We start from the raw sequence: 18,064 nt of genomic DNA, 5'->3' as shown, positions 1-18,064 counted from the left end.
GTACATGAAATTTTGCGTTCCTGAAACTAATGAATAACACCTGCTTTCACACAGCGCCCGGTGCTTTTCACCACTGTACTGTATTTTTAACAGACGTAAACTATGCCCATATGCCAGAGAATACACTCTCTCAAAGCTTCTTAAGACTCGTGACTATCATGGATGAACTGAGGGAACAATGCCCCTGGGATAAAAAACAAACCATCCATACCCTCCGCCCCATGACCATCGAGGAAATGTATGAACTGGCCGACGCTATTACCGATGAAAGCTGGCCCGGCATAAAAGAAGAGCTCGGCGACCTGTTACTGCACGTATTGTTCTACGCAAGAATAGGGAAGGAGCAGCAGCAGTTTACCCTCGAAGAGGTCATCAACGCCATCTGCGAAAAACTGATCGTCCGCCACCCGCATATCTATGGCGACGTAAAAGTGGACGACGAATCCGATGTAAAGCGCAACTGGGAAAAAATTAAAAAGAAGGAAGGCAAAAAATCGCTCTTCAGCGGCGTGCCGCTGTCCCTGCCCGCAGTGGTAAAAGGCGCCCGCATCCAGGAAAAAGCAGCCCAGGTAGGATTCGAATGGGAGAAAAAAGAAGACGTTTGGGATAAAGTGAACGAGGAAATGAACGAACTGCAGGAAGCAATAGCTTCCGGCAACCAGCACCACGTAGAAGAAGAGTTCGGCGACGTAATGTTCAGCCTCTTAAACTATGCACGGTTTTTGCGCGTAGACGCCGAGGGCGCCCTGGAAAAAACAAACCGTAAATTCATAAAACGTTTTGTCGAAATGGAAGAAATAGCCCATGCCAGGGGCAGGCAGCTCGACGAAATGTCGCTCACCGAAATGGACGCGATCTGGAACGAGATAAAACAAAAAAACAAACCGCTTGATTCAAACGCTTAAACAGGCTGCATATAAAAACGGATACCTCCTTATTACGGCTGCCTGGCTGTATACCATTTCATTCATTTTTACCAACTACTTTACCTATAGCGGCTCTCCCGAAAAGGTGAAGTCTACACTCGAAACCTACCTGCGGAAGCAGGAAGACCGCTTCCGCGAGATCATCCAGGATACTACTACCCTGAATATTCTGTATAGCCCCGGCGCAAATAAACTGAAACAAACGCTCACCAAAGAAACCCTCGGCATCTTTACCTACGTGGAAAATGAAACCGGTAAGTATAAACAGGTCTATTGGAATAGCTCCCTTATGTCGGTAAACACCGAACAGCTGCATTTGCCCGATGGCGTCCACACCGTAAGCTACCAGAACGGCCTCTTTGAACTACTGAAACATTCCTTTAAAAAAAACGGGAGGAACTATGTCTTTATAGGACTCATACCTATTCACTGGGACTACTTTATCGAAAATAAATACCTGCGCCGCGAATTCGCGAACTACCCCAACATAGAGAAACTCTACACCATCAGCCCCGATGATACCGGCATCCCCGTTCACAACTCTGCCAACCAAACGGTCTTTTACCTTACACAAAAAGATGCCGTTTCTTTCGACCAGCCCGATGCATTTTCTATCGGTTTAAGGGTGCTGGCTATCCTCTTCCTCATGGCGTTTATGAACGGACTGGCCATCGAAACCGCAAAGCAAAGAGGTTTCTGGAAAGGCTTTATCTTCCTGGTAGGAGTGGTGGCCATTATGAGGGCGCTTACCTATAAGTTCCCCATTCCCTTTGCCTTCCGTAAACTGGAACTCTTCGACCCCTCTATCTACGCCTCCAGCGCACTGCATCCCTCCCTGGGCGATCTGCTGGTGAACTCGATACTGTTCTTCTGGATCATGATCTTCTTTAAGTCCAGGTTCCCGCCGCTGCAAATGATCAAACCCTATGTCAACAGGGTGAAAAATAGCGGCAGATACATCGCCATAGCCTGCCTGGCTATCATGCCCCTTATTACATTCCAGTGCACCGACCTCATCCGGAGCCTGGTGGCCGACTCCAAGATCCCTTTCGATGTAACGAATGTATTTAACCTGAGCGCTTATACCTTCATCGGCTTCGTAGTGCTTAGCTTTATCATGTATGCGTATTTCCACGTATCCCAGATGCTGGTCATACCATCTATTCAGGTGAACTTCGGCTTTTACCACAGGCTTACCATCGTGGCCGCGGCAGGCCTCTTTATCCTTACCTTCCAGATAGGAACACCCGCTATCCTGGTAAAAGTAACAGTGCTCATATGGCTGCTCCTGTACATCACCATCCTCGAATACAGGCAAAAAGATCTGAACGAACCACTGCTGCAGTCCGGCTTCTTCTTGTTCTGGTTCATGTTCTTCGCTTTCTCCGCCACCATCGTTATCGTTACCGAAAACAGGAAAGTAGAACTCGAACAACGCAAACGTATTGCCGATAAACTCACCTACCAGACCGACCCCTCCGGCGAAAGCCTCATGAATATTGCGATCACCAATATTTCAAACGACTTCCTCGTACATAACTTCGACAGGCTCCGCTCCGAATACTCCAACAGGTTTATCAAAGACAGCCTTATCAACGAAAACTTCTCCGGTTATCTCAACAAGTACGATACCCGCATCTACACTTACGACAGCGCCTTCGTTCCACTCTACAACGATGATTCCGCCTCGTATTACATGATCCGCAGAACCATCGAAGGCGAAGGAAAAGCAACCAGCATCCCCAGCCTCTACTACTACGAAAACGCGCAGGACCTCTTTAGCTATATCTATGAGAAATTGGTGATGCTGCCCGACAGTTCAACTGTTGGTCATGTATTTATTATAGCCAAACCCCGCCGCTATAAAAGCGAAGCAATTTTCCCCGAATTATTCAAACAGGTGAAAGATGTGGCTTCCGATCTCAATACAAACTACGCTTACGCCGTTTACAGCAAAGGCAAACTCATCAACAGCCTCAACGATTACGGCTTCTCCTCCGTACTGGCCCCCGCCGATATGCCCAGGCTCGAATACGAGGAACGTATGAAAGAACACAACAGCGAACTATGGTATAATGCAGGCCATAGCAAAGTGGTGGTAGTGGTGAAAAAGGATAACAATTTTATTGAAACCATCACCCTGTTTGCCTACCTGTTCTGCGTCTTCCTCGCAGTGGTAGTGATCTTTCATGTTGCCAGCTTTATGGTAAGCGTTCGCTTTAAATGGAAAAGCATCCGAAGGATCTTTCACTTTAATATCCGCACGCAGATCCATACCACCATCATCTTCATCAGCGTCTTTTCTTTCGTCGTAATAGGTATCGCCACCATCTCGTTCTTTATCGTACGGTTCGACAGGAACAACGAAGAACGCCTTACCAAAGCCATCCAGGTAATGGCCTCCGAACTGGCCGCTATCCGCGACAGGTATATCGATGACGACCTGCCAACGCTTAGTTACGTTGGCGCCGCCGGCGGCGATCTCGAAAGGCGTATCGTTGAAATATCGGAGATCCATAATGTAGACCTCAATGTATACGATATAGAAGGAAACCTCACCGTTTCTACCCAACCCTATATCTACAACAAACATGTGCTGAGCGGAAAGATGGAACCAAGAGCTTACTATGCCATGAACTATGAAAAGCTCACTCAGAAAATTCAGATCGAAACAGTAGATAACTTTTCATTCCTGAGTATCTACGTCCCGGTAAAATACCCCGATGGCTCTATCTACGCCTACATCAATATCCCGTATTTAAACTCCCAGACCGAACTGAATCAGGAGATCTCCAACTTCCTGGTAACACTCATCAACCTCAACGCATTCATTTTCGTATTGGCCGGTGCTATTGCTTTCCTCGTTACCAGCCGTATTACGGCTTCCTTCACTCTCATCGGTGATAAAATGAAACAGGTGAACCTCGGCAAAATGAACGAAGAAATTGTATGGACGCGTAACGATGAAATAGGCGCCCTGGTCGATGAATACAACAAAATGGTACGTAAGCTCGAAGAAAGCGCGCAGGGCCTGGCACGAAGCGAAAGGGAAGGTGCCTGGCGCGAAATGGCACGGCAGGTAGCCCATGAGATCAAGAACCCGCTGACACCTATGAAGCTCAGCATCCAATACCTCCAGAAAGCCATTAACAGTGGCTCTGCCAACGTGAAAGAATTGTCGCAGCAGGTAGCTAACACCCTGGTAGAACAAATAGACCAGCTGGCAAAAATAGCAGGCGACTTCGGCCAGTTCGCCAATATCGGCAATGTAAAACTGGAACAGTTCGACTTATCAGAGGTCCTCGGAACTTTGATAAATCTCTATAACGCCGATTCTAATTTGCATATCGACTGGCAAAAGACCTCCACCGGCACCGATGCTATCATGGCCGATAAAGTCCAGATCACCCGTTTATTCACCAACCTCATCAAAAACGCGATAGAAGCTTCCGGCGATAAACAACCCATAGAACTTACGATCCGTCAATACCGCCTCGACAGGGAAATTGTGATAGCTGTTGCCGATAACGGCAGTGGTATCCCCGTTGAAATGCAGGGAAAAATATTCACCCCTAATTTCACGACAAAATCATCAGGAACAGGTCTTGGCCTGGCCATCTGTAAAGGCATCGTAGAAAAAGCCAACGGCAGAATATGGTTCGAAACCAAAGAAGGCGTCGGCAGCACCTTCTTCATCGCATTCCCTGCGCTCGTTTAGTCCTTTATTTCTTTATTCTCTCAAACACCGCCTCCAATGAAAAACTGCTGAAGTTCTGCTCTTTGGTGACACCGGCTTTCTGTGCCGCCAGTACCCCATAAACGATATCATGGAAACCCGCAACAGCATGCGCATCCGGGTTAATGGAAATAAGCACATCCTTCTCCAGCGCATAATGTATCCAGCGCCAGTCGATATCGAGGCGCCGCGGGTGGGCATTAAGCTCTATGATAACATTATTGGCGGCACACGCATCGATGATCTTTTTATGATCTACCGGGTAGCCGCTGCGGCTAAGCAATAAACGGCCGGTCATATGCCCAAGGATAGTTGTATATGGGTTTTCAATGGCCTTCAGCAACCTTGCCATAGCCTTCTCTTCATTCATCTTCAGGTTCGAGTGTACCGATGCAATCACCATGTCAAAACTTTTCAGCACATCATCGCCATAGTCAAGATTGCCATCGTTAAGAATATCCGATTCAACGCTTTTAAATATATGAAACGGAGCCAGCTTGCTGTTCAGGCTGTCTATTTCTTCATGCTGGGCCGCAATACGCGCTTCGTTTAATCCATTGGCATAAAAAGCCGACTTGGAGTGGTCGCTGATAACAAGGAATTGCAGCCCCTGTTGCTTCGCAGCTACCGCCATTTCCTCGATACTGTTGGCACCATCACTCCACTTACTGTGCGAGTGTATAATGCCGGTAATATCGCCGGGTTGTATTAAAACAGGCAGGGTTTGCGCAGCAGCACGTGGCAGAAACTGGTCTGTTTCTCGTAAACAGGCCGGAATATAGGCCAGGGATGAAGCGCTGAAAATAGCTTCCTCCGAAGCCGCTGTTGCAGGAACAGAACCGTATTGCTGCTCGAAGCAATCCAGGAAAACCGCACTGCTGCTGGTTTTGAACAAAGTACTATAATATGCTTCCGCATTTGTATGATAAAACTGTAAAGCAATATTTTCCTGGCCCCGGTACTCCTCGTAGCCATCGGCTGCAGTTTGCCATTGCAATCCATTCGATTCCAGAAAAACGCGTAGATCCGCCGCCGGTATGGTGGTCACCCACTCCAGTTTATTGATGATCTCCAGCTGCCTTCTGAAATCTCCGGTAAGCTGCACCAGCCATCCTTCAAACTTTTGCAATAGCTCCTGTGTGAATTGTGCGGCATAAGAGGCCACCTGGGCATATAAATAATTGCCTTGGTTACTTAAGAAAAATTCTATGGAATCCTTGATGTTCTGCTGGGTCTTGGCGCCAAAACCTTTATATAACAGCAGCCGGTTTTCATTACACGCATATAGCAGCTCGCCAATGGTCTCCACCTCAAGCTCTTTCCAGATAGTAGCGATCTTTTTAGGTCCAATCCCTTTAATGCTCATCATCTCAAGAATGCCGGCAGGGGTCTGCGCCAGGTATTCGTTTAACTGCGGCAGCTGGCCCGTTTGTAATTGAACCAGTATTTTCTTGCCTATGGCATCGCCAATGCCTTTAATGCTGAAGATCTTTTCCTCCGGAAGGGTCGACAGTTCTACAGGAAGTTTCTCGATGGTAAAGGCCGCAGTACTATACGACTTGGTCTTGAAACTATTCTCACCATGAATTTCCATGAGCTTCCCCAACAGGGAAAAGTTATCAGCTATTTGAGCATTCAGCATATGAAGAGAGGTTGTGGTACTAAAATAAAAAAGTCCCGGATCACTCCGGGACCTTTAGTCTATTTAGCTTAAGAAAAACTATTTAGCTTTCTTAGGAGCAGCTTTCTTCGCTACTTTAGCAGCTTTCTTAGGAGCAGCTTTTTTAGCTACTTTCTTAGGAGCGGCTTTCTTCGCTACTTTAGCTACTTTTTTAGGAGCAGCTTTCTTTGCTACTTTAGCAGCTTTCTTAGGAGCGGCTTTCTTTGCTACCTTAGCTACTTTCTTAGGAGCAGCTTTCTTTGCTACCTTTTTAGGAGCAGCTTTTTTAGCGGCTTTTTTTGCAGTTGCCATGTTTTTAAAATTTAACTGGTTAGTAAATATGGAATAAAAATAAAAACTTTATGCAAACTGTCAAAATTTTTTGTTACTAGGCAGTAACTTCAGCAGCGCTAACTGAAACGGTAGTGTTATCTTTCCTTCCTTTTTTGAATTCTACGATACCATCAGCTAAGGCAAACAACGTGTAGTCTTTACCTACTCCTACGTTTTTACCTGCATGATAAGTAGTGCCACGCTGACGAACGATAATGTTGCCTGCAATAGCTGGCTGACCGCCATATATTTTTACTCCCAGACGCTTGCTTTGGGAATCACGACCGTTCTTTACGCTACCTTCACCTTTTTTGTGAGCCATGATCAGTGGTTTTACTTTGTTAAAACTAGCTTATTACTAAGCGATGCTTTCAATCTTGATTTGTGTGTAATGAGTTCTGTGACCGTGCTTCTTACGGAAACCTTTCCTTCTTTTCATTTTAAAAGCGATAACGGTATCACCTTTAACCAACTCGTTCACGATCTCTGCTTTAACAGTTGCCTTAACGTCGGCACCAGCAGAAATTTTACCGTCATTGTCAACAAAGAGAATTTCACTGAATTCTACTTTATCGCCTGTCTTACCTTGCAGGTGAGGAACATACAGACTTTGACCTGCCTGTACCTTAAACTGCTGACCTGCTATTTTTACAACTGCTAACATAAATAGTCCAAAATTAGGACGGCAAAGGTAGGGTTTTTATGGAATTATGGGCATAAAAAATCAAAAAAAATATATTTCCTACCAGCTCCACCAAACTTCCTCCCAATCATATCTCAAAATTAAAACTTCTCTTTCGCTCAATTCGTGGCATACATTGTTATTTTTGCCTCTCCCAATACTAAGTATTAATGAACTTGAAATCCATATTGGCCCGCCCGTTCGCCAATTACATATATAATAAGATCAAAAAAGGCATGGACACCGCCGTGCTCGATCAGGAGAACATCCTGAAACAGCTCCTGAAGGACGCCGGCCATACGCAATTTGGTAACGACCACGGTTTCAACGACATACAAACCTACGAGCAGTTTAAACAACAGGTCCCCATCCGCGATTACGAAGCCCTGAAACCCTATATCAATAAGGTAAAAGAAGGACAGGAAAATATTCTCTGGAAAGGCAAACCTATCTACTTCGCAAAAACCAGCGGCACTACCAGCGGCATCAAATACATCCCCATCAGCAAGGATTCTATCGATAATCACATCAATTCGGCCCGCAACGCCATCCTGTGTTATATCGCAGAAACCGGGAACGCAGCCTTCACCGGCGGCAAAATGATCTTCCTGAGCGGATCGCCCGTATTGGAACGCACCGGAGGCATCCCCACCGGCCGCTTAAGCGGTATCGTAAACCATCATATCCCCAAATATTTAAGAACCAACCAGTTACCCAGCTACGAAACCAATTGTATCGAAGACTGGGAAACCAAACTCGATAAAATTGTCGAAGAAACCATCCACAGGGATATGACGCTCATCAGCGGCATCCCGCCATGGATGCAGATGTATTTCGACCGCCTCACCCAACTGAGCGGCAAAAAAATAAAAGACCTCTATCCAAACTTCCAGGTAATGGTCTATGGCGGCGTAAACTTTGATCCCTACAAGGCCAAACTCTTCGATAGCATTGGAAAACAAATAGATAGCATCGAAACTTTCCCCGCCAGCGAAGGATTTTTTGCTTTCCAGGACTCCCAGACCGCCGAAGGCCTCCTCCTGAATACCAACTCCGGCATCTTCTTCGAATTTGTGCCAGCAGGCGAAATATTCAATGAAAACCCCACCCGTTTAAGTCTCCGCGACGTTAAAGTGGGGGAAAACTATGCACTGATTATCAGCAATAACGCCGGCTTATGGGCCTATAATATAGGTGATACCGTAAAATTTGTGAGCACAGCGCCGCACCGGCTGGTGGTAACAGGCCGTACCAAACATTTTATCAGCGCCTTTGGCGAACACGTTATTGGCGAAGAAGTGGAATACGCCCTTATGAAAGTGGCAGAACAGCAGGGCGTTAAAATAGTGGAATTTACCGTAGCTCCCATGGTACAGCAGGGAAAAGGGCAGAGCTACCACGAATGGTTTATCGAATTCGAAAACCAACCGGTTGATATGGAGGCATTTAGAGAGCAGGTGGATAATAACCTGAGGGGGAAGAACGTTTATTACGACGACCTCATTGCCGGTAACATCCTGCAACGCCTGCAAATAACACAGGTGCGCAGGAATGGCTTTATCGACTATATGAAGTCCATTGGTAAACTGGGCGGCCAGAACAAACTGCCCCGCTTAAGTAACGACCGCAAAGTTGCAGATGCACTTCAGCCCTACCTGCTGGCATAAACCCCTTATTCATAAATCATAAACAACTTCTTTAAGAGGTAACTATAAAATGAGTAAACGTATTGCTATATTCGGTTCAACCGGATCTATCGGCACACAAGCCTTACAGGTGATAGCAGCCAACCCCGATAAGTTCTCCGCTGAAGTATTGACAGCGCATACCAATGAAGAACTCCTGATCAAACAAGCGCTGCAATTCAATCCCAATGTGGTGGTGATTGTAGATGAAACGAAATATGCAAAGGTCAAAGAAGCCCTGGCTGCTACCGATGTAAAGGTCTTTGCCGGACAAAAGGCGCTCGACGAAGTGGCCGCTATGGATTGTTACGACCTCATGCTCGCCGCCATAGTAGGCTACGCAGGTCTGCGACCCACGCTTACCGCCCTCGAATTCAGTAAACCCGTCGCCATCGCCAATAAGGAGATCCTGGTGGTAGCAGGTGATATCGTGATGCAAAAGGCGATGGAAAAAAGGGTGCCGCTCATTCCGGTCGACAGCGAACACTCCGCCATCTTCCAGTGCCTGGTAGGAGAGGGCAGGAATAAAATAGAAAAGATCATCCTCACAGCCAGCGGCGGCCCTTTCCTGGGCAAAAAACCTAATTTCCTCGTAAACGTAAAACGCGACCACGCCCTGCAGCATCCTAACTGGAGCATGGGCGCCAAAATTAGCATCGACTCCGCCACCCTTATGAATAAAGGCCTCGAAATGATCGAAGCCAAATGGTTGTTTAACCTGCAGCCCGATCAAATTCAGGTGATGGTACATCCACAAAGTATTATTCATAGTATGGTGCAGTTCGAAGACGGTAGCATTAAAGCACAGATGGGTTTACCCGATATGAAACTGCCCATCCAGTATGCCATGGCCTTCCCTAACCGTATTCCCAATAAATTCCCGCGCTGGGACTTTCGCAGACCGGCTACCCTCACTTTCGAGGAACCCGATGTTAAAACTTTCAGAAATCTGTCCCTCGCAATCACAGCACTTCACAAAGGAGGCAACATGCCCTGCGTGCTCAACGCCGCAAATGAAATTGCCGTTTTTGCCTTCCTCCGTAACAGGATAGGTTTCCTCGATATGACCGAAATGGTCGAACGCACCATGGATAAAATACCTTTTATAGCGCATCCGACACTCGAAGAGTATTACGAAACCGACGGAGAGGCCCGCAATTTCGCGGCATCCCTGATCCAGATGTAAATCCCTTTTTGTATCATTGTACAGGTATCATTATTTATTTTTCTAACCAAAACCTTTCCGGAGAAAGGAATATTATGGCATTAGCAGCAATAGTTTGGAGTAGTGTTGGTATTAAAGCATTACAGTTTGTTCTTTCATTCTCTATATTGGTGACGCTCCACGAACTGGGGCATTTCCTTACAGCACGCTGGTTTAAATGCCGCGTCGAAAAGTTCTACCTCTTCTTTAACCCTTGGTTCAGCCTCTGGAAAAAGAAAGTGGGTGAAACCGAATACGGTATTGGCTGGATCCCTTTCGGAGGTTACGTGAAGATCTCCGGTATGATGGATGAAAGCATGGACAAAGAAGCCATGAAAGAACCCGCTAAACCTTATGAGTTCCGAAGTAAACCAGCCTGGCAGCGTCTCATCATTATGATCGCAGGTGTGGTCGTGAACGTAATCCTCGCACTCGTACTCTTTATAATTATTACTTATGTATGGGGTAAAGAATATATCCCCGCTGAAAGGGTTACTTATGGCATTTATGCCGACTCCCTCGGCCGCGAAATGGGCTTGAAAACAGGCGACAGAATTCTGGCGCTCGACGGCAAAGCGCCCGAAACGGTTGATGTAGTTCCTATCGATCTTACGCTTAAAGGAACGAAAGTGGTAACGGTTCAAAGGGAAGGCCAGCGCCTCGATCTCCCCGTTCCCAAAGGCTTCGCGAAAAAACTGAATAAAAACCAGCTGAAAGGTTTTGTCACCTACCTGATGCCCGTGATCGTAGATTCTGTTTCCAATGTAAAGCTTACCGGTAACGCCCCGTTACAGAAAGGGGATACCATGATCGCCATGAATGGCCAGCCATTCCGCTGGTTCCACGAATTTGAAAAACTGAAAAAGAACTACGCAGATAAAGATGTTACGTTTACAGTAATTCGCGCTACCGGCGATACCGCACAGGTAGGCGTTCACCTCGATAAAAAATCGCTCGTAGGCTTTAACCCCCGCGGCGTTGATAAGATCTATGGCACAGAAGTGATCAAATATACGTTTGCAGAATCTGTTCCTGTAGGCATTGGCAAATGCTTCGAAACTCTGGGCAGGTATATCACAGGTATCAAAAAGATCTTTACCGGAGAAGTCGCAGCACAGGATTCTGTAGGCAGCGTGCTTAGTATCGGTAATGCCTTCCCCGGTATCTGGGATTGGCAGAGCTTCTGGACGCTCACCGCTATCTTCTCTATCATCCTCGCCTTCATGAACATCCTGCCCATCCCCGCATTGGATGGCGGTCATGCTCTCTTTACATTGGTGGAAATGATCAGCGGCCGTAAACCCAGCGAAAAGTTCATGGAATACGCACAAATGGTGGGCATGGTGCTGCTGCTCGCATTAATGGCCTATGCGCTCGGGCTCGATGTATGGCGCGTTTTTAGGTAGTGATATTAATTCCAATCTTCTTCATTAATATAGAGGCGTTCATGCTTTGGCAGACGCCTCTTTTTAATTTATAATCGAAATAAAGATCATCTTCCCCGGCTACCTGCACATCAAAATGATAGTTGTGCAACGAAGTAGGATGTGTTTGCTGCAGGTTCGATAATGCTATATCATGCGTGGCAACTACCGCTATGGCGTTTTCTTTGATCAGCTGTTCTATTAAGGCTTTTGAACCGGTATGACGGTCCAGTGAATTCGTACCCCTCAGGATCTCGTCAAGCAGTATAAATACCCGCGCATGCTGGTTTACTTCTGTAATAATTTGTTGCAGCTTCTTTAACTCGGCATAGAAAGTAGAAGTGTTCTCTGCGAGGTTATCAGCTATCCGCATACTCGATATCAGGTGTACAGGCGATAAGCTGAGTTTGCTGGCGCAAACCGGTGCCCCCATCATGCTAAGAACGGTGTTTACACCAAGACTTCTCAGGAAGGTGCTTTTCCCCGCCATATTCGATCCGGTGATAAGCATGATCTGGCCGGTGCCATCGATCGCACAGCTGTTGTTGACCCGCTTTTCCGCAGGGATCAGCGGATGACCTGCCTCTTCCGCTTCAAACGTGAAATAACGGTCGCTGAGTGTTGGAAAGCTCCAGGCAGGCTGGTTAAAATGTAAAGTGGCCAGCGTATGTAATACCTCTATCCTGGCGATGGTGCCGAACCAGTCCATGACAGTTGCCTCGTTCTTCTGCCTCCATTGCTGTAAAGCATGAGCCTGGCGTATATCCCATAACAGAAATGTATTGAGAAAAGGCATCACCATCACATTCAGCCGGAAATCAAACCGGTTGAGTATATGCTTTAGATCCAGTAAAGCCCCCGAAGCAGGCTGTCCGCTTACTTTCGAAGAAGATTGAATATCCTTCAGTGCACCGGCCTTCCACGCAGGCTGCTCTACATGCTGCAGCTGCAATTGCAGTACGCTGATCTCGGGCACGATACGCGAAATATAACTGTAAATACCGTTGATCTTTTTGGTATAGGCCGATGAAATGATGAACAGGATAAATAAACAGTAGGTAAGTAAGGTGAAGGAAAGCTGGCCGGCAAGGTATAAGCCCACACAGGCAAAAGGCACCAGCGGGTAAAGCTGTATAATATACTTCCATGTTTTCCGCTTGAACAGCATGTCGGAAGTGTTCAGCCACTGCTGCACACGTTGCTGGGTGACCAGGCTTATTTGCGCACTCTTGCCATAATTCTGTAACGCCAGCCGCCAGTCCGGTTGCTGCGCCAGCTCACGTACCGCTTCCTGGTTGGCAATGACCTGTTCCGCCGGCAACGGTTGCAGGAAATGATGCGCCAGCAGCTGTTTGCCCTGCTCCGATTCACAGCGGTTGATGTACTGGTACAGCGAATGAGCGCCAAAAACATCTATATCGCCTGCATAGGGATGTACCGCCGGCTCAAACCGCTTGCCATCGTCAAGATGACTGTATTCATGATTAAGAACCGATAGCTCGCTTTGCAGTAAAGCAATATCCCGCTGGGTATATTCTATCCGGCGGCTGTTATTCATATCCTGCGATACTACATACAGGAACACGGAAATGCCCGCTATCACAACGAATATAACAGCAGTCGCATGCCCCGGTATTAAAATATAAAGCAGCGCAACAGGAACAAGCAGGCAGAACAGGCGGATCCAGCCAAGACGGCTTTTACGTTGTAATAAGCGGTGTAGGGCCGTATTGGCCTGTTCCAGCTGCTGCTGATACCATTGTAAGGGAGATAACGCGTTTGTTGTCATAGAGGTCGAAGCTAAGCAGCCTGCTTTGAAATAAACACGTTTTTTTTACTGGCGGTTAGGTAGTAGGAAGATTGTCTTTCCCTATCACCACCCAGTCTTCACCACCATGCCCTTTGGCGATCCAGCGATCCATTTCTGCAGCAATGGCAGGTATCACTACCAAGGGCACATTGGCCCTGGCCGCCGCATCCAGGAACAACTGCGTATCCTTACGTGCCATATTCAGCTCCCATGAAGGCTGACTGTAATCGCCGCTGGTCATTCGCTTTAACCTGGCAGGCAGCATAGCGCCCGGATTCCAGGAGTCAAATAATGTATTGATATCCGCTAACGGCACATCTAACGATTTGGCCAGCCCAAGTGTATCGGCAATGCCCGCAGTAAAAGCTACGAGAAAATTATTGCCAATGAGTTTCACCGCTGCCGCCCTGCCTGTTTCAGGGCCAAAATTGATGACCTTGCCCGTCATCCCGGCCAATACAGGTTCCCAACTGGCTATAAGCGACTGATCGCCCGATACCAGCATATAACCGGTACCCTCCAGCGCATTGGCAGGTCCCATAAATACAGGTACATGAAAATAAGTGTAACCACGTGCTGCCCACGCCTGTGTTCTGGCAATAGCGCCCTCTTTCGAAGTGGTGGTATGATCTATGATAACAGCACCCGGCGCCAGCCCGGGCAACGCCTGCTCCAGCACTTCGTTTACCGATGCATCGTCTTTCAACGTTACATGAATGCGGCTAACGCCTTTTACGGCATCCGCAACCGCTGCATAAGCTTTGGCACCAAAATGCTCAAGAGCGCTGGCCCTCGAAGCTGTACGGTTCCACACCTGCACCTGCTCACCTTTTCTTAATAAAGCCTTCGTGAAATTGGAACCTAATAGCCCCATGCCTAAAAATGCTATCATAGTAGTAATATTTAAGATCCCAAAAGTATTAAACCCCGCTTCCAAACTCAAAACCGGAATAAAACAGGTTGCTTTTCCCATCCCCTGGAGAACCTTAAGTTCTCCTCTCTCAGAATGTGAATTGAATGTGAGCAACTAATGAACGAATGCCACGTAAATTATTTAATTTGTGTATATCCATTAAATTCTTACAGTATGGCAAAAACAATTAAAAAAGCTGCTCCTAAAAAAGTGGCTAAAAAAGCAGTAAAAGCTGCCAAGGCAGCACCTAAGAAAGTGGCTAAAAAAGCTGCTCCAAAAAAAGTAGCGAAAAAAGCCGCACCTAAAAAAGTAGCTAAAAAAACAGCCCGCAAACCCAACGCAGCCTTCATGGCTCCCCTTACGCCCAGCGCTACACTCGCAGGAGTAATAGGGCCTAAACCCCTCCCAAGAACAGAAGTCATCAAAAAGATCTGGGAGTATATCAAGAAAAATAATCTGCAGGATAAAGTGAACAAGCGTATGATCAATGCCGACGCAAAACTGAAACCATTGTTCGGTAAAGATCAGATCTCTATGTTTGACCTGGCTAAAATCGTCAGCAAACACGTTAGCTAAACTTTACCGTTAGCAAAACATTTTGCCTGCAACCAAATGAAAGACAGAGTCGCTGTACCCATCAGAGGCCCTGTCTTTATTTTTATTTTTCGCCCGTTATTCGCCCGAACGTCCACCCCAACTGCGTTTCCGAATTGTTCACTATTATTTTCCACATGCTGTGCATTTGTTCTTCTTGAAAAGAACGCAGTGTTTTTCATTTTTGTATTCTGTTCCGGTGAAAACGACAGTCAGGCACGTACCAAGTGTGTGAATCCGGGTTAACCTTTTAAACAAGTAGATTATGGGCATTTTTGATAAGCGGGTGCAGTATAAGCCGTTTGAGTATCCTGAAGTGTTACAGTTCACTGAGGCGATCAATAAATCGTTCTGGGTGCATTCTGAAGTAGATTTTACAGCAGATACACAGGATTTTCATTCCCATCTCAGCCCCGCAGAAAGAAATGCTGTTAAAAACAGCCTGCTGGCTATCGCCCAGATAGAAGTGGCCGTGAAATCGTTCTGGGGTAACCTCTACAACCACCTCCCCAAACCCGAACTCAACGGCCTCGGTTCCACCTTCGCCGAATGCGAATTCCGCCACTCCGAAGCATACTCCCGCCTGCTCGAAGTGCTGGGATATAACAACGAATTCGAAAAACTACTCTCTATTCCTGTTATCAAAGAACGTATCGACTATCTGTCCAGCGCACTCAGCAACGCAAAATCAGACGATAAACAGGAATATACCATATCCCTCATCCTGTTCTCTATTTTAATAGAAAACGTAAGCCTCTTCAGCCAGTTCGCCATTATTTTATCTTTCACCCGCTTCAAGGGACTGATGAAAAATGTGAGCAATATTATTGCCTGGACTTCCGTCGATGAACAGATCCATGCCAACGCAGGTATCTATCTTATCAACAAAATAAGAGAAGAAGAACCACATCTCTTCAATGAAGAAACCAACGCTAAAATCAGCAGCCTGGTGAAAACTTCCATTGAAATAGAAAGCAGGATCATCGACTGGATCTTCAGCGAAGGGGATATCGACATCATCGACCGGAAAGACCTGCTCAACTTCATGAAGTACAGGGCAGACGACAGCCTGCGCAAAATCAATATGCCCGCGCTGTTCAACATCACAACCGAAGAAAATAAACCCATGTTATGGTTCGAAGAAGAAGTCTTCGCCAATAGCCTGGACGACTTCTTCGCGAAAAGACCGGTCGAGTATACCAAACATGATAAAAGCATTTCAGCCCTCGACCTGTTTTAGATATTGATAGAAATCTGATTTTTTAAGTGATAAAGCTATTGTTATGGAAATACCCGTGTTAGATCAGCTTCCGGGGGTACAAGACACGTACGAACACGAGAAGCTGTGGTGGAAAAATACAGAGAGTGAGCAGATCCTCAACAGAGGTTACCTGCTGAAAGGAGAAACTGTGGAAGGTGCTATCGACAGAATTTGTACCGCCGCTGCACAGCGCTTGTACAAACCTGAACTGAAAGAGGCTTTCCAGGAAATGATCGAAAGAGGATGGATGAGCCTGAGTTCTCCCATCTGGGCCAACATGGGCACAGAACGTGGATTACCTATTTCCTGCTTTAACGTACACGTTCCTGATAATATAGAAGGGATCACCCATAAACTGGGTGAAGTGATCATGCAAACCAAGATAGGAGGAGGTACCTCCGCTTATTTTGGAGCCCTGCGCGAACGCGGTAGCGCCGTTACCGATAACGGTAAAAGTAGTGGCGCCGTTAGCTTTATGCGCCTCTTCGATACCGCTATGGATACCATCTCTCAAGGTGGCGTGCGCCGTGGTGCCTTCGCTGCCTACATGGATATCGACCACTCCGATATCGAGGAATTCCTCTCCATCAAAGATATCGGCCATCCTATCCAGAACCTGTTCTACGGCGTATGCGTACCCGACTACTGGATGCAGGATATGGTCGACGGCGATATGAAGAAAAGACAGATCTGGGCTAAAGTCCTCGAAAGCCGCCAGCAGAAAGGTTTACCCTATATCTTCTTTACCGACAATATCAACAGGAATAAACCGCAGGTTTATAAAGACCTCAACCTCACGATCAATGCAAGTAATCTCTGCTCCGAGATCGCATTGCCGTCAACAGAAGACGAATCGTTTATCTGCTGCCTCTCTTCCATGAACCTCGAACTGTACGACGAATGGAAAGATACCGATGCCGTGAAACTGGCTACTTTCTTCCTCGACGCGGTATTACAGGAGTTCATCGTAAAAACAGAAGGCAACTACTACCTGGCCAGCGCCAACAAGTTTGCAAAACGTCACCGCGCACTGGGCCTCGGCGTACTGGGATGGCATTCCTACTTACAAAAGAATATGATTGCCTTTGAAGGCATGGAAGCCAAACAGCTTACCACTAAAATCTTCAAGGATATCTCCGAAAAAGCCGATAAGGCAACCAAAGAACTGGCATGGATCTACGGTGAGCCCGAGATCCTGAAAGGGTATGGCCGCAGGAACACTACCCTCATGGCTATCGCACCTACCACTTCTTCTTCAGCAATCCTGGGGCAAACCTCACCCGGTATCGAGCCTTTCAGCTCTAACTACTATAAAGCTGGTTTGTCCAAAGGTAACTTCATGCGCAAGAACAAATACCTGACAGCGTTGCTTCAGGAAAAAGGCCTTGACAACGAAGACACCTGGAGAGAGATCATGTTGAACCACGGTAGCGTTCAGCACATCAAAGAACTCACCGAGCATGAAAAAGAAGTGTTCAAAACCTTCAAGGAAATAAGCCAGCTCGAGATCATCCAGCAGGCTTCTATCAGGCAGAAATACATCGATCAGGCACAAAGCCTGAACCTGAACATCCCGTCGAACCTGCCGGTAAAAGACGTGAACAGGTTATTGATCGAAGCATGGAAACTGGGCGTAAAAACCTTGTACTATCAACGCAGCCAAAGCGTTTCAAAAGAAATGGTGACCAACCTGGTGAACTGTAAAAGCTGCGAAGCGTAAAACTTTACCGGTTAAAATAATAGGAGAGGGTGTATCGAACGTACGGTACACCCTCTCTTTATTCACCCCTTGCCGCAACATTAACCGTGTGCACCAACACTTACCTTACTGTTGCC

General features: G+C 46.8%; 14 protein-coding genes. 8 read left to right on the top strand and 6 right to left on the bottom strand.

Features of this window, described 5'->3' with window-relative positions:
- Window positions 1-110: 110 nt before the first annotated feature.
- Both mazG and ESB13_RS10045 read left to right on the top strand, forming a co-directional pair.
- On the top strand, window positions 111-905 hold the full coding sequence (gene mazG / locus ESB13_RS10050) for a nucleoside triphosphate pyrophosphohydrolase (RefSeq protein WP_129002852.1): 795 nt from the start codon (window positions 111-113) through the stop codon (window positions 903-905).
- Window positions 889-4,644, top strand: a complete 3,756-nt coding sequence (locus tag ESB13_RS10045; RefSeq protein WP_129002851.1) for a sensor histidine kinase — start codon at window positions 889-891, stop codon at window positions 4,642-4,644. Before mazG ends, ESB13_RS10045 begins: the two co-directional genes overlap by 17 nt.
- 4 nt (window positions 4,645-4,648) lie before the next feature.
- On the opposite strand, the gene ESB13_RS10040 is transcribed toward ESB13_RS10045, so the two are convergent.
- From ESB13_RS10040 to rplU, 4 genes are all read right to left on the bottom strand, one after another.
- Window positions 4,649-6,304, bottom strand: a complete 1,656-nt coding sequence (locus tag ESB13_RS10040; RefSeq protein WP_129002850.1) for a DNA polymerase/3'-5' exonuclease PolX — start codon at window positions 6,302-6,304, stop codon at window positions 4,649-4,651.
- A 78-nt stretch (window positions 6,305-6,382) separates the two neighbouring features.
- Window positions 6,383-6,634 (bottom strand): hypothetical protein, encoded by a 252-nt coding sequence (locus ESB13_RS10035; protein WP_129002849.1) that lies wholly within the window; start codon window positions 6,632-6,634, stop codon window positions 6,383-6,385.
- A gap of 76 nt (window positions 6,635-6,710) precedes the next feature.
- Window positions 6,711-6,977 (bottom strand): 50S ribosomal protein L27, encoded by a 267-nt coding sequence (rpmA, locus tag ESB13_RS10030; protein ID WP_129002848.1) that lies wholly within the window; start codon window positions 6,975-6,977, stop codon window positions 6,711-6,713.
- 36 nt (window positions 6,978-7,013) lie between these two features.
- Complete coding sequence (gene rplU, locus ESB13_RS10025) at window positions 7,014-7,319, bottom strand: 50S ribosomal protein L21 (RefSeq protein WP_129002847.1); 306 nt, start codon at window positions 7,317-7,319, stop codon at window positions 7,014-7,016.
- Between the two features lie 188 nt (window positions 7,320-7,507).
- Here rplU and ESB13_RS10020 point away from each other — a divergent pair, with 188 nt between their 5' ends.
- From ESB13_RS10020 to rseP, 3 genes are all read left to right on the top strand, one after another.
- Window positions 7,508-9,004 (top strand): GH3 auxin-responsive promoter family protein, encoded by a 1,497-nt coding sequence (locus ESB13_RS10020; RefSeq protein WP_129002846.1) that lies wholly within the window; start codon window positions 7,508-7,510, stop codon window positions 9,002-9,004.
- A gap of 49 nt (window positions 9,005-9,053) precedes the next feature.
- On the top strand, window positions 9,054-10,208 hold the full coding sequence (locus ESB13_RS10015) for a 1-deoxy-D-xylulose-5-phosphate reductoisomerase (RefSeq protein WP_129002845.1): 1,155 nt from the start codon (window positions 9,054-9,056) through the stop codon (window positions 10,206-10,208).
- A 74-nt stretch (window positions 10,209-10,282) separates the two neighbouring features.
- Window positions 10,283-11,632: an RIP metalloprotease RseP gene (gene rseP / locus ESB13_RS10010; protein ID WP_129002844.1), complete on the top strand. Its 1,350-nt coding sequence runs from the start codon at window positions 10,283-10,285 to the stop codon at window positions 11,630-11,632.
- On the opposite strand, the gene ESB13_RS10005 is transcribed toward rseP, so the two are convergent.
- Window positions 11,625-13,439, bottom strand: a complete 1,815-nt coding sequence (locus ESB13_RS10005) for a MutS-related protein (RefSeq protein ID WP_129002843.1) — start codon at window positions 13,437-13,439, stop codon at window positions 11,625-11,627. The genes rseP and ESB13_RS10005 overlap by 8 nt on opposite strands.
- Before the next feature lie 55 nt (window positions 13,440-13,494).
- Window positions 13,495-14,352 (bottom strand): NAD(P)-dependent oxidoreductase, encoded by an 858-nt coding sequence (locus ESB13_RS10000; protein WP_129002842.1) that lies wholly within the window; start codon window positions 14,350-14,352, stop codon window positions 13,495-13,497.
- Window positions 14,353-14,547: 195 nt separating this feature from the next.
- On the opposite strand from ESB13_RS10000, the gene ESB13_RS24285 reads away from it, so the two are divergent.
- From ESB13_RS24285 to ESB13_RS09985, 3 genes are all read left to right on the top strand, one after another.
- Window positions 14,548-14,949 carry an SWIB/MDM2 domain-containing protein gene (locus tag ESB13_RS24285; protein WP_129002841.1) on the top strand — a complete coding sequence of 134 codons (402 nt, stop codon included), beginning with the start codon at window positions 14,548-14,550 and terminating at the stop codon, window positions 14,947-14,949.
- Window positions 14,950-15,232: 283 nt separating this feature from the next.
- Window positions 15,233-16,207 (top strand): ribonucleotide-diphosphate reductase subunit beta, encoded by a 975-nt coding sequence (locus ESB13_RS09990; protein ID WP_129002840.1) that lies wholly within the window; start codon window positions 15,233-15,235, stop codon window positions 16,205-16,207.
- 43 nt (window positions 16,208-16,250) lie between these two features.
- The gene (locus ESB13_RS09985) at window positions 16,251-17,948 is read left to right on the top strand and encodes a ribonucleoside-diphosphate reductase subunit alpha (RefSeq protein WP_129002839.1); all 1,698 of its coding nucleotides are present in this window, start codon (window positions 16,251-16,253) and stop codon (window positions 17,946-17,948) included.
- Window positions 17,949-18,064: the final 116 nt, after the last annotated feature.

Source organism: Filimonas effusa (assembly GCF_004118675.1).
Classification (GTDB): Bacteria; Bacteroidota; Bacteroidia; order Chitinophagales; family Chitinophagaceae; genus Filimonas; species Filimonas effusa.
The sequence above is the reverse complement of the archived record's forward strand: the minus strand, read 5'-3'. Positions and strand labels throughout refer to the sequence as shown.